Here is a 12650-nt window from a genome sequence, read left to right as displayed (position 1 = left end):
TCGGCCGCCGCGGCGCGGGCGAGCGCGGCGCCCGCCCGCAGGGCGACGGGCCAGGGGCGGCGCAGACAGGTGGTGAGGACGTGGTTGCGCCGGACGAGGAAGGAACGCCCGGTGCGGCCGTGGTCCTCGGGGTGGTGGCGGGCGCGCAGTGTCGGTTCGTAGGCCACCCCCCAGTCCCGGGCGGCCAGGTCGTAGGCGAGCAGGGTCTCCTCGCCGCCGAAGAACAGCAGCGGGTGGAAGCCGCCCGCGGCCAGGAAGGCCTCCCGGCGCACCACGCTGGCGCAGCCGAGGAAGCCGAGGACGGGGCGGCCGGGCAGATCGGGCTCGGGCGGCAGGGGCGAGGCGGCGAGCACGGCGTTGAGGGGGTCCTCGGCGGCCTCGTCGCCGACGAGGGTGCGGGCGGCGAGCAGGCCGAGCCGGGGGTGGCGGTCAAGGAGGTCGGCGGCGCGGGCGAGACTGCCGGGCTCCCACCAGGAGTCGTCGTCGCTGAACGCCACGTAGGGGGTGCGGGCGTGCCGTACGGCCAGATTGCGGCCGAGCGCACCGGTGTTGGCCGCGGGGCGCAGCAGCCGGACGGGGGCCGGGTGGCCGGTCACCGCCCTGCGGGTGCTGTCGTCACGGGAGTTGTCGACCACGATGACCGGCGGCCGTTCGGGCAGCGCGGCCAGGGCGTCCAGGGTGCGCAGCAGGCTCGCGGCGCGGTCGCGGGTGATGACGGCGACGGTGACCCGGCCGTCGGCCGCGGCCGTCGCGGGGTGGCCGGCCCGGCCCGGCGCGGGCTCAGTCGACATGGACCACCTCCGGACGCGGGGCCGGCCGGGGCCGGTCCTGGCGCAGCAGCGTCAGACAGGCCGCGGCGACCTCGCCGGAACCGATGCGCAGCAGCCGGGCGTCGGGGGTGCGGCCGTGCGGGTCGCCGGGCGGGCCGGGCTTCCACAGGGCCAGGTGGCCGGGGCTCGGCGGCGGACCCCACAGGCGCGGGGCGACCGGGCCGAAGAGGGTGACGGTGGGGGTGCCGTGGGCGTACGCGAGGTGGGCGAGGCCGGTGTCGCCACTGAGCACCAGGGCCGCCCCGGCCACCAGCGCGGACAGTTCGGCAAGGGGCAGGCCGCCGGCCGGCAGGTCCGCCTCGCGCACGCCGCCGCGCTCGGCGACGGACCGTACCAGGGCCTCCTCCCCCGGGCCGCCGGTGAGCACGACCCGATACCCGGCCGCGCGCAGGCACCGTACGACGGCGGCGAACCGTTCGGCCGGCCAGCGGCGGGAGCCGGAGGCGGCGCCGGGGTGGACCAGGACCGCGCCCGGGGCCGGGGAGGGCGTGCCGGGCGCGGGCAGGCGCAGGTCGAGCGGGTCGGCCGGGATGCCGTAGGCGTCCAGGAAGCCGCACCAGCGGTCCCGTTCGTGTGCCTGGGCCCGCCAGGCAGGGCCGTCCGGGCAGGCGTGGGCGAGCAGCCGGCGCGGGCGCAGGGCGGCGAGGGCGTCGCGGCTCTCGGGACCGTTGCCGTGCAGGTCGATGGCCACGTCGGGCGGTGGTCCCGGCCAGTGCGCGAGCGACGGCACCGCCCGGCCGGGTGCCTCGGCCGGGAACACGGCGTGCGGCGCGCCGGTCTCCAGGGCGAGCCCGGCCAGCCCCGCGGGCTGTGCGAGCACGATCCGGTGTCCCGGGAAGCCCCGCCGGATGCCGCGCAGCGCGGGTACGCCGGCCAGCAGGTCACCGAGGCCCAGTGCGCGCAGGACCAGGACGCACGGGGGCTCGGGGGCGGGGGTCACGTCGGCCGTCGCCGTCACCGCCGCCGCCCTCCCGAGCGCACCGGCGAGGAGGCCGCCCTGCGGGCCAGGCCGGTGGTCGAGCGGCCGTCCAGGTAGGGCAGGAGGAGGACCTGGCCGCCCCAGCTCTCCACGAGGGGCTGTTCGGGCAGGAGGGTGCGGGCGTAGTCGCCGCCCTTGGCCCAGATGTGCGGGCGCAGTTCGGCGAGGAGGCGTTCGGGGGTGTCCTCGTCGAAGACGGCGACCGCGTCCACGCATTCCAGGGCGCGCAGCACCCGGACGCGGTCGGCGACCGGCACGAGGGGGCGGCCGTCGCCCTTGCGGCGGCGCACCGAGTCGTCGGAGTTGACGCAGACGATCAGGCAGTCGCCGGCCCGGCGGGCGGCCTGGAGCAGGGCGACGTGGCCGGCGTGCAGCAGGTCGAAGCAGCCGCCCGCGGCGACGACGGTACGGCCCGCGGTGCGCACCCGGGCGGCGGTGCGCACGGCGTCCGCGGTGGTGTCCCCGTCGGGCAGCGGCTGTTCGGGCCGCTGTGTGCGCGCGTCCTCGGCCGTCGTCACCATCGCGCGGGCACCGCCCTCGGCGACGTACCGGGTGGCCGCGTGCACGGCGGCCTGGACGGCGGCCTCGGTGAAGGCGCCGTCGGCGAGCAGTCCGGCGGCGGTCGCGGCGAACCGGTCGCCCGCGCCGCAGGGGTCGCCGGTCGCGGCGGCCGGGGTCGGCACGAGCAGCGGGGTCTCGCCGTGCGAGAGCAGCGCGCCGCGCTCGCCGAGGGTGACGGCGACCGCCTGCACCCGCCAGGCGCGGACCAGGGCGCGGGCGTCGCGGGCGGCGGTGCGCAGTCCGGCGTCGTCCCCCGGCTCCGCCTCGCCGTCGTCCAGTCGGCGGGCGAAGACGCGCGCCTCCTGCGCGGAGGGCGTGACCAGGCGGGCGCCGGGCACCGGGGGCCGGCCGCGGACGTGGGGGTCCCAGACCACGGACGCGGTGGTGCGGGACAGCGCGTCGCGCAGGACGTCGGCGGTGCCCCGGCCGTAGTCGGCGACCAGGACGCCCCGGGCCGCGGTGATCGCGGCGACCGCCTGGCGGGTCGCCGCGCGGGCGCGGCCCTCGCCGTCGTCCAGGCGCAGCAGCGGGCGGTCCCCGGCCAGGACCCGGGTCTTGCTGCTGAGGCTGCCCTGCAACGGGATCTCCACCAACTCCACGCGTCCGGACAGCAGTTGGCGCAGGATGTCGCTGGCGGGGTCGGTGCCGAGGGCGGTGACGAGGGTGACCGGGCGGCCGTCGGCGGCGGCCAGGCAGGCGGCGAGGGCGGTGCCGCCGGGGCGGGAACTGCGCCGGGCGCCGTGCACGACGGGCACGGGCGCGTCGGGGGCCAGCCGCTCGGCGTGCCCGCACAGGTCGTGGTCGAGGAGGGCGTCGCCGACGACGACCAGCGGGGTGCCCGGGGTGGTCGTACCGGGGTGCGTCATGCCTGTTCCTCTCCGCGGGTCGCCGGCGTGCCGTCCACGGGCCGGCCGAGGGTGCGGGCCCGGGCCCGGGGACGGCCGCGGGCGTCGCCGTCGACGCGGGCGCCGGTCCCCCGGTCGGCCTCGCCGCGCTCGACGGCCCGGTCGAACGCCTCGCACAGCATGTGCACGGCGACCAGATGGAGTTCCTGCACGGTGGCGGAGACCGGCGCGTCCACGCACAGGGCCTCGTCGGCGCCGAGCTGGAGCGGGTTGGGGGCCCGCCCGGTCAGCGCCCACACGGTCATGCCCAGGCGGTGGGCGCGGTCGGCGGCGGACAGCAGGTTGGCGCTGGCGCCGCTGGTGGACAGCAGCATCAGCACGTCGCCGGGGCGGCCGTGGGCGGCGGTCTGCCGGGCGAACACCTCCTGCACGCCGTAGTCGTTGGCGATGGCGGTGGTGGAGGAGGTGTCGGCGTGCAGGGCGACGGCGGAGAACGGCGGCCGGTCGTCGCGGTAGCGGCCGACCAGTTCGGCGGTCAGGTGCTGGGCCTGGGCCGCGCTGCCGCCGTTGCCCGCGACCAGCAGCCGGGAGCCGGTGCCCAGCCGGCGGGCCAGTTCGGTGCCCCAGCGCCCGATGAGGGGACCGCAGTCGCGGAACGTCTCCAGGGCCTTCATCAGGTCGTCGCAGTGCGCGGTGTCGGTGACGGTCTTCATCGGACGACTCCGGAGAGCGAGGGGAGGGCGGACACGGCGCCGTACGCCCCGACGACGCCGTCGGCCACCCGGTCCCAGGTGTAGTGGGTCAGCACGCGGCGGCGGCCGGCGGCGCCGTACCGGTCCAGCCGGGCGGGGTCGGCGAGCAGGGCGCGGACGACCGGGCCGAGGTCGTGGTCGTCGTCGGCCGGGACGAGGACGCCCGTGGCGCCGTCCACGACGGTGTCGAGCTGGCCGCCGACCGCGGTGGCGACGACGGGGGTGGCGCAGGCCATGGCCTCCAGCGGGACGATGCCGAAGGGCTCGTAGCGGGGCAGGGACAGCACGAGGTCGGCGCCGGCCATCAGCCGGGGCATCCGGGTCCGGCTGACGCCGCCGAGCAGGGTGACGCGGTCGGCGACGCCGTACTCGCCGGCCAGGGCCCTCAGGCGCCGGGCCTCGGGGTCGGCGCCGAGGAGTTCGGCCTCGGGGCCGCCGGCGATGAGGAGTTCGGTGTCGGGGACGCCGGCCAGGGCGCGGATGGCGCGGTCGAAGCCCTTGCGGGGCACGAGCCGGCCGACGGCCAGCAGCCGCCTGCGGGCGCCCGGCGGGCGGGAGCGCGGCAGCGGCGCGAACTGGTCGGGGTCCACCCCGCAGGGCACCACGCTGAACCGGTCCTCGGGCAGCCCCATGGCCTTCAGTTCGGCCACCTCGTCGCTGCACGTGGCGATGATCCGGGCGCACTCGTGGCCGATGGCCTCCTCGATGGCCAGGCGCTGCGGCGGGCTGGTGTCGGCGGCGCCCTGGTAGCGCCGCTTGACGGTGCCGAGGGCGTGGTAGGTCTGCACCACGGGGACGCCGAGGCCGCGGGCGCCGGACAGGGCGGCCAGGCCCGACATCCAGAAGTGGGCGTGCACCACGTCGGGTGGGCTCGCCGCCCACTGACCGGCCAGGAACTCGCCGAACTCCACCATGTGCGGCAGGAGTTCGTCCTTGGGTACGGGTTCCGGCGGTCCGGCGGGCACATGCACCACCTGGACGCCGTCGATGAGGGTCACCCGGTCCGGCAGGCCCGTCGAGTCCCGCCGGGTGTAGACCGTGACCCGGTAGCCGTTTCTGGCGAGTTGCCGGGCGACCTGGGCCACGTAGACGTTCTGGCCGCCCGCGTCCGGTCCGCCGAGCGCGGCCAGCGGGCTGGCGTGCTCGGAGACCATGGCGACGCGCCCGGCCGTGTGGGGAGTACGGCTCATCGGGTGACCTCCTTGATCAGGCGCTCCCAGTCGTCCAGGAAGCGCCGCTCTCCGTAGCGGGCCTGGGCCGCGGCCCGGGCGGCGTCGCCGGTCAGGCGCGCGTCCTCGGGGTCGGCGAGGAACGCCCGCACGGCGTCCTCCAGGACGTCGAGGCGGTTGGAGACCACCCCGGCGCCCTCGGGTACGGCTTCCCGGACCTCGGTGGTGTCCAGGGCGACCACCGGCATCCCGAGGAACATGGCCTCCAGCAGGGACAGGCCGAGCGAGGTCCAGCGCACGGGGTGCAGATAGACGCGGCACCTGGCCATCTCGCGGTGCAGCCGGTGCTGGGGCAGGTCGCGGGTGCGGCAGCGCTCGGGCGGCAGGCCGAGGTGGCCGGCGAGCCCTTCGGTGCGCATCCCGAAGACGTCCAGGGGCGCGCAGCGGGCGAACCGGGGCAGCAGGTCGGTGCCGGTGGTGCGGCCCCTGCGCACGGGCTCGTTGACGACGACGGCGGCGCGCCGCTCGGTGCCGGTCCACAGCCGGCCGGGGTCCACGATGCCGTGCTCGACGACCTCGGTGGGGGCCCGTCCGCTGTCCCACATCAGCCGGTTGAAGTGGGTGACGTGCACCACGGGGATCGCCGACTGCCCGGCCAGCGGATGGAGTTGGCGCTCCGGGGAGGCGTCGGGGCTGTTGTGCTCGACGTAGACGGCGGGCACGTCGCGGCCGGGGCGGCGGCCGGTCCAGCGTTCGGCCAGGGCGACTTCGTGCGGGCGTTGCAGGACCATCAGGTCGATGTCGGCGTCCCTCAGGCTCGCGGGACCGTGCTCTTCGACGGCGGACGGCCAGTCCCAGGTGGCGGCGCGGCCGAGGCCGTCGGGGCCCCGGTCCTCGGTCACCGGGACGAGGTAGGTGTGCGGGCCCTGCACGAAGGCGGTGAGCCAGGATCCGTGCACGTGCCAGACGAGGATGTTCATGAGGAGCGCTCCTGGATGAGCTTGTGCACCGCGCGCACCACGTCCTGCCCGGTGACCTCGTCCAGGCAGGGGTGGCCGGGCACCGGGCAGACGAGTGCCCGGGTGTCCGCGCACGGCGCCGACTGGTCGCCGAGCAGGATGGCGGGGACGCCGTAGGGGGCCCAGCGTTCGGCCGGGACCACGGGGGCGAACAGGGAGACGACGGGGGTGCCGACGGCCGCGGCGAGGTGGGCCGGGCCGGTGTTGGCGCTGACCACCACGTCGGCCATGCGCAGCACTCCGGCGAGGGTGCGGGGGCTGGTGCGGCCGCCGAGGTCCACGGCCGTGGCGCCGCTCACCCTCTTGGTGAGTGCCTTTTCGTGCGGGCCGCCGGTGACGACCACGCGGTGCCCGGCGTCGGCGAGCAGCGCGACCGCCTCGGCGCAGCGGTCCGGGCTCCAGGCGCGGGCGGGCGCGCTGGCGCCGGGGTGCAGGACGACGTAGGGGCCGTTGCCGGTCAGGCCGCCGGTGTCGGGGGGCGGCAGGACGCGCAGCCGGCCGTCGTCGCCGGGCGGGAGGGTGCAGCCCAGGGCGGCGGCCGTGTCGAGGGCGGCCTCGGCATCGTGCCGGCCGGGCAGCCGGCGGTGGCGGACGTCGAGCAGCCGGCCGGGGTGGTCGGCGCTGTCGGCGCCGATCCGGCCGATCCCGGCGAGGCGCAGCAACAGCGCGGTGGGCAGCGGGCTCTGGTGGAAGGAGGTGAGGATCAGCGCGGTGCCGTAGGCGCCCCGGCGCAGGCGGGCGACCAGCTCGCCGATGTCCGCCGGGTCCACCGGGGGCGGGGCGAAGCCCTCCCAGGGGGCCTCCCACACGAGGACGTCCTCGACGCCGGGCAGCATCCGGGCGGCGTCCGCGCCGCGCGGGCCGCACAGCATGGTCACCGGGCCGTGGTGCTCGCCGACGGCGCGTACGGCGGGCCCCGCGAGCAGGACGTCGCCGAAGCTGTCGAGCCGGACCACGAGCGCCGTCACCGCGGCCACCTCCCCGGGCGGGCGCCGAGGGCGTCGCGCACGGCGGTGAGCGCGTCGGGGGCGCTCTGCCGGGCGAAGCGCCGCACCTCGACCGGTGCGGTGGCCGCGTTGGGGACGAGGACGCCGCGGGCGCCGGCCGCCCGCGCGGCCAGCACGTCGGCGGCGATGTCGCCGACGACCAGGCACTCGGCGGGCGGGACGCCGAGGCGCTCGGCGGCGGCGAGGATCAGGCCGGGCCGGGGCTTGCGGCAGGGGCAGTCGGCGTCCGGCGCGTGCGGGCAGTACAGCCAGGCGTCGAGGCCGCCCAGCAGTTCGTCGGCGCGCCGGTTGACCCGGGTGACGTCCTCGGCGGTGAGCAGCCCGCGGCCGATGCCGGACTGGTTGCTGACCACCCCGGTGGGCAGCCCGGCGGCCCGGGCCAGCGCGACGGCCTCGACGGCACCGGGCAGCGTCCGCACCCGGTCCGGGTCGCGGTTGTAGGGCACGTCGGCCACGAGGGTGCCGTCACGGTCGAACAGCACGGCGGAGACGGCGCTCATCCGTCGCCTCCCCCCGCCGGGCCGCCGCCGCGCGGCGCGTCGGGACCGGACGGGGCGCTGGTCGTCCCGCGCCTTGCGGCCGCGGCACGCGCCGGTACGACGCCACCGCCCGCGGCCCCTCCCGGACGGCGAGCCGGGAAGGCCACGACGGGACCACCGCCGAGCGGCACGCCACGGTGGGACCGGACGGTGGCCGAAGCCCCCGCCCGGGCCGCCGCCGCGCGGCGCGTCGGGACCGGACAGCGCGGTGGTCATCCGGCACCTCCCAGCGGTTGCGCGTGCCGGTGCCGTACCGTGCCGCGCAGCCAGTGGCGGACGGCCAGCGGGGGGATGAGGACGCTGGTGCCGAGCAGGCCGGCGATCTCGCGGGCCGTGCGGGGGCCGGGGAGGATGCGGGCGAGGGCGAACTCGGCGGTGCCCAGGGTCCACAGGGCCGCGCAGACGGCGGCGGCGCGGCGGCGGCCGGCCAGGGCGCAGCCGGCCCCGGCGAGCGCGGCGCCGGTGACCAGCGCGTGGCGGCGCAGCCGGCCGCGGGGCGCCTGGGCGCGGGCCCACCAGTCGGAACCGTGCAGCCGGTTCATCAGCGCGTCGTCGGCGTTGCCGCGCTGCGCGGGCAGCGAGGCCCACCAGTGGGCCGGGCGGACCGGGTGCCGGGTGACCCGCCGGCCGCGCACCAGCGCCCAGCCGGCCCGCCGCACCCGCAGGGCGAGGTCGGCGTCCTCCCGGAAGGCGCGCGGGAAGCGTTCGTCGAAGCCGCCGACGCGGTCGAGCGCCTCGGTGCGGTAGGCCATGTCGGCGGTCGCCCAGGCGGCGTTCTCCAGGCCCTTGGTGGTGCGCTCCCAGTCGGTGGGCCTGCGGTCCGGGGGCAGCGGCACCCGCAGCCGGCCCTGGATGCCGCCGATGCCCTCGCCGGCCTCGCCCAGGTCCTGGGCGAGCAGTTGGGACCAGTCGGGCAGCACCTGGACGTCGTCGTCGAGGAAGACCGTCCAGGGCGTCTCGACCGTGCGCCAGCCGGCGTTGCGGGCGGCGGCCGGGCCCTTGCCCCCGGTGCGCAGGGTGCGCACCCGGTCCAGCAGCAACCCGGCTGCGTCGAGCGGCAGTTCACCGTCGGTCTCGGGCCGGTCGTCCACGACGATCACCTCGTGCGGGACGTGTCCCTCGGCCTCGGCGAGGGCGCGCAGGCAGTCGGCGAGACAGGGGCGGCCGACGGTCGGCACGACGACGGTGTAGGCGGGGGCGCTCATCCGAAGACCCCCTTGCGGCGGATCGCGAACGGGCCGAGCACCAGCAGGTCCACGGGCGCGGAGCCGAAGCACTCCAGGGCGTCGCGGGGGTCGTCCACCATGGGCCGGCCCGCGGTGTTCAGGCTGGTGTTGACCACGACGGGCAGCCCGGTGCGCCGCTCGAAGCCGTCGATCATCCGCGCGACCAGGGGCTCCTGGTCCCGGTCGACGGTCTGGATGCGGGCGGTGCCGTCGACGTGGACGACGGCGGGGATGCGGTCCCGCCACTCGGCGGCCACGTCGTGCACGAACAGCATGTGCGGGCTGGGCAGCGGTCCGTCGAAGATCCCGGCTGCGCGCTCGGCGAGCACCATGGGGGCGACCGGCCGGAACTCCTCGCGGCCCTTGACCGCGTTGAGCCGTTCCAGGTTCTCCGCCCGGCCGGGGTGGGCGAGCAGCGAGCGGTGCCCGAGCGCGCGCGGCCCGTACTCGCCGCGGCCCTGGAACCAGGCCACGATCCCGTCGGCGGCCAGCGCCTCGGCGGCCGTCTCGGCGATGTCGGCGGGCTCCTCGTACGGCACGGCCGCCCGCTCCAGCCACGCGCGCAGCTCGGCGTCGCTCCAGCCGCGGCCGAGGGCGGCGGTGGGCATCGGCTCCAGGGTGTCCTTCTGGCCGGCGACGTGCGCGGCGGCGCCCAGCGCGGTGCCGGCGTCCCCGGCGGCGGGCTGCACCCACACGTGCGCGAAGCCGCTCTCGCGCCACAGCCGGGTGTTGGCCACGCAGTTGAGGGCGACGCCGCCGGCCATGGTGAGCGCTTCCTCGCCGGTGCGTTCGCGCAGCCGGCGGGCGATGGCCAGCATGGTCTCCTCCAGGCAGAGCTGGGCGCTGGCGGCGAGGTCGGCGTGGTCCTGGCTCCAGGCGCCGCCGGCCGGGCGCGGCGGGACCAGTTCGGGCCAGGGGACGGGGCGGGCCCGGAAGCCGCCCCGGTCGCCGGCGTGGACGTACTCCCGCAGCCGGCCGGCGAAGCGGGGGGTGCCGTAGGAGGCGAGCGCCATCACCTTGAACTCGTCGCTGCTGCGCAGGAACCCGAGGTGCTGGGTGAGGTCCTCGTAGAACAGGCCGAGGGAGTCCGGCAGTTCCTGGGTGTCGAGGACGGTGAGCTCGCGGTTGGTGTAGCGGCCGGCCAGGTGGGAGCCGCACTCGCCGCGGCCGTCCAGGACGAGGACCGCGCAGTCCGGGTACGGCGAGACGGGCCCGGCGGAGGCCGCGTGGGCGATGTGGTGCGGCACGAACCGCACCTTGGCCGGGTCGAGTCCGGGCAGGGCCTCGGCGAGGAACTCCGGTGCCCGGCGGGCGTATTCCTGGCGCAGGTGGTCCCAGGGGTCGTCCAGGCCCATGCGGTCGGCGGGGCGGGCCAGGGAGGGGTCGTAGGAGTAGGCGACCGCGTCCAGGTCGGAGGGGGTCAGGCCGGCCTCGGCCAGGCACCAGCGGGCCGACTGCTCGGGGAGTTCCCAGGCGGAGAAGGGGACGGGCCGTTTGCCGTGCTTGCGGCGCGAGAACCGTTCCTCCTCGGCGGCCGCCACGACCTTGCCGTCGGTGAGCAGGGCGGCCGCGGGGTCGTGGAAGAGTGCGTTGATTCCGAGGACGTGCATGCGCTGCCTCCAAGGGCGGCGGGGGGACGATCAGGTCTGCGGGTGCGGGGCCGGCCGCGGTGTGCTCGGCACCGGCCGGGGGGGCTGGGCCGCGAAGTAGGCGATGGTCTGCTTCAGGCCCTCCTCCCAGGGGATCTGCGGCGACCAGCCGAGCAGTTCGCGCGCGAGGGTGGTGTCGGGCCGGCGCCGGCCGGGGTCGTCGACGGGCCGGTCGATGAAGGCGATGGGCGAGCGGGAGCCGGTGAGGGCGACGACGCGGCGGGCCAGGTCGGCGACGGTGATCTCGTCGCTGCCGCCGATGTTCACCGGCCGCACGGACCTGCTCGTGGCCACCCGCAGCACGCCGTCGACGGTGTCGTCCACGTAGCACAGCGAACGGGTCTGGCTGCCGTCGCCGGTCACGGTGACCGGCTCCCCGGACAGGGCCTGGCAGATGAAGGTGGGCACGGCACGGCCGTCGTGGGCGCGCATCCGGGGCCCGTAGGTGTTGAACAGGCGGACGATCCCGGCGTTGGTGCCCCGGGTGCCGGCGTGCGCGGTGACCAGGGCCTCGGCGAACCGTTTCGACTCGTCGTAGACGCTGCGCGGGCCGACCGGGTTGACGTTGCCCCAGTAGCCCTCGTGCTGGGGGTGCACCTGGGGGTCGCCGTACACCTCGGAGGTGGAGGCCAGCAGGAAGCGGGCGCCGTCGCGTTCGGCGATGCCGAGGGCGTTGCGGGTGCCGAGGCTGCCCACGTCCAGGGTCTCCAGGGGCATGCGCAGGTAGTCGGCGGGCGAGGCCGGGCAGGCGAAGTGCAGCACGAGGTCGTACGGGCCCGGCAGGCGCTCGGCGCAGTCGGGCTCGGAGACGTCGCAGTGCACGTACCGGAAGCCGGGCCGGGCCTCCAGGTGGGCCACGTTCTCCCGGCGGCCGCAGGCCAGGTTGTCGGCACAGTCGACTTCGACGCCCGAATCCAGCAGCCGCTCGCACAGATGGGAGCCGAGGAAGCCGGCGCCGCCGGTCACGAGGGCGCGCCGCCAGGGAAAGGGTGTGTCACCGGTCATGGGGCTTTCCTTCGTCGTCCTTCGTCCACGCACGCCGATGACGTCGATGTCGTCCGTGTGCCGGGGACGTTCCCGCGTGGCGTACGGCTCGGCCGTGGCCCGGGGCCGGTGGCACCGGCCCGTCGTGCGGGGTGAGGACAGGGCTCGGGTCCCGCGGATCCGGAGGACCGCCCTGCTCGGCCGCCGCTGTCTGGACGGCACTGGCAGCTGAGTTCCCCTGCCAGTTGGTTTCACACGTTGGACTCTTATTGTCCGGTGGCCCGGGTACTCGCGCGACTCCGGTCACCGAGAGTGCAGGTGAGAGCCATGCGGGACGAGCTGGTGGCGGCGCTGCTGCGCACCCTGGGCAGGCCCCGGCGGGTGCTGCTCACGGGCTGGTTCAGCCTCCGGCACGGGGAGGCGACGGCCGGGGACGTGCTGGCCGGACGGCATGTGTCGGCGGCGCTCGCCGCAGCGGGCGTCCCCCATGACACGGCGTGGAGCCCCGGCTTCCGGCCCAGGGCGCTGTCCCTGGACGCGGCGCGGCCCGAGGAGTACGACACGCTCCTGTTCGTGTGCGGGCCGGTGCACGGTCCCCATGTGGCGGCGCTCCATGACAGGTTCGGGAGTTGTCGGCGACTCGCGGCCGGGGTGTCGGTGGTCGATCCCGCCGACCCGGCGGCCACCGGTTTCCACGAGATCCTGCCCCGCGACGGCACGGCGGCGCCCGCGCGCCCGGACCTGGCGGCCGGGGCTCCGGTGGGACCGCCGCCGCCCGTGGCCGGGGTGATCCTCTGCCACGGCCAGGGCGAGTACGGCCGGCGCCGACGGCACGAGGAGGTGAACGCCCGGATCACCGGCTGGCTGGCCGGCCAGGACTGCGCCCGGGTGCCGGTGGACACGCGCCTGGCCACGGACGACTGGCGGCTGTGCGCGACGGGCGAGCAGTTCCTGTCCCTCGTCTCCCGCTTCGACCTGGTCCTCACCACGCGCCTGCACGGGCTGGTCCTCGCCCTGCGCACGGGCACCCCGGTGATCGCCGTGGACCCGGTGGCGGGCGGCGCCAAACTCACCGCACAGGCCCACGCCC

Annotated in this window: 12 protein-coding genes; 1 reads left to right on the top strand and 11 read right to left on the bottom strand. The window is 77.1% G+C overall.

What is annotated here, in order from left to right:
• From FRZ03_RS35935 to FRZ03_RS35885, 11 genes are all read right to left on the bottom strand, one after another.
• A partial coding sequence (locus FRZ03_RS35935; protein WP_146469361.1) for a glycosyltransferase family 2 protein occupies window positions 1-791 on the bottom strand: 791 nt, incomplete at its 3' end.
• Window positions 781-1788 (bottom strand): glycosyltransferase family 9 protein, encoded by a 1008-nt coding sequence (locus FRZ03_RS35930; RefSeq protein WP_261399487.1) that lies wholly within the window; start codon window positions 1786-1788, stop codon window positions 781-783. The genes FRZ03_RS35930 and FRZ03_RS35935, both read right to left, overlap by 11 nt.
• The gene (locus tag FRZ03_RS35925) at window positions 1785-3236 is read right to left on the bottom strand and encodes a PfkB family carbohydrate kinase (RefSeq protein WP_146469257.1); all 1452 of its coding nucleotides are present in this window, start codon (window positions 3234-3236) and stop codon (window positions 1785-1787) included. Before FRZ03_RS35925 ends, FRZ03_RS35930 begins: the two co-directional genes overlap by 4 nt.
• Window positions 3233-3928, bottom strand: a complete 696-nt coding sequence (locus FRZ03_RS35920) for a D-sedoheptulose-7-phosphate isomerase (protein ID WP_261399486.1) — start codon at window positions 3926-3928, stop codon at window positions 3233-3235. Before FRZ03_RS35920 ends, FRZ03_RS35925 begins: the two co-directional genes overlap by 4 nt.
• Window positions 3925-5157, bottom strand: coding sequence for a glycosyltransferase (locus FRZ03_RS35915; RefSeq protein WP_146469256.1), 1233 nt, complete (start codon window positions 5155-5157; stop codon window positions 3925-3927). The genes FRZ03_RS35920 and FRZ03_RS35915 overlap by 4 nt, the downstream gene beginning before the upstream one ends.
• Entirely contained in the window at window positions 5154-6116 is a 963-nt protein-coding gene (locus tag FRZ03_RS35910; protein WP_146469255.1) for a glycosyltransferase, read from the bottom strand. Before FRZ03_RS35910 ends, FRZ03_RS35915 begins: the two co-directional genes overlap by 4 nt.
• On the bottom strand, window positions 6113-7123 hold the full coding sequence (locus FRZ03_RS35905; RefSeq protein WP_146469254.1) for a glycosyltransferase family 9 protein: 1011 nt from the start codon (window positions 7121-7123) through the stop codon (window positions 6113-6115). The genes FRZ03_RS35910 and FRZ03_RS35905 overlap by 4 nt, the downstream gene beginning before the upstream one ends.
• Entirely contained in the window at window positions 7120-7662 is a 543-nt protein-coding gene (locus FRZ03_RS35900; protein ID WP_146469253.1) for a D-glycero-alpha-D-manno-heptose-1,7-bisphosphate 7-phosphatase, read from the bottom strand. Before FRZ03_RS35900 ends, FRZ03_RS35905 begins: the two co-directional genes overlap by 4 nt.
• A gap of 251 nt (window positions 7663-7913) precedes the next feature.
• Window positions 7914-8906 carry a glycosyltransferase family 2 protein gene (locus FRZ03_RS35895; protein ID WP_146469252.1) on the bottom strand — a complete coding sequence of 331 codons (993 nt, stop codon included), beginning with the start codon at window positions 8904-8906 and terminating at the stop codon, window positions 7914-7916.
• The gene (locus FRZ03_RS35890; protein WP_146469251.1) at window positions 8903-10537 is read right to left on the bottom strand and encodes a carbamoyltransferase family protein; all 1635 of its coding nucleotides are present in this window, start codon (window positions 10535-10537) and stop codon (window positions 8903-8905) included. The genes FRZ03_RS35895 and FRZ03_RS35890 overlap by 4 nt, the downstream gene beginning before the upstream one ends.
• A 30-nt stretch (window positions 10538-10567) precedes the next feature.
• The gene (locus FRZ03_RS35885; RefSeq protein WP_146469250.1) at window positions 10568-11581 is read right to left on the bottom strand and encodes an NAD-dependent epimerase/dehydratase family protein; all 1014 of its coding nucleotides are present in this window, start codon (window positions 11579-11581) and stop codon (window positions 10568-10570) included.
• Between the two features lie 306 nt (window positions 11582-11887).
• On the opposite strand from FRZ03_RS35885, the gene FRZ03_RS35880 reads away from it, so the two are divergent.
• A partial coding sequence (locus FRZ03_RS35880) for a polysaccharide pyruvyl transferase family protein (RefSeq protein WP_146469359.1) occupies window positions 11888-12650 on the top strand: 763 nt, incomplete at its 3' end.

Origin of the sequence: Streptomyces misionensis (assembly GCF_007896895.1) — a bacterium.
Taxonomy (GTDB): Bacteria; Actinomycetota; Actinomycetes; order Streptomycetales; family Streptomycetaceae; genus Streptomyces; species Streptomyces misionensis_A.
This window is presented reverse-complemented; position numbering and strand designations above follow the sequence as displayed.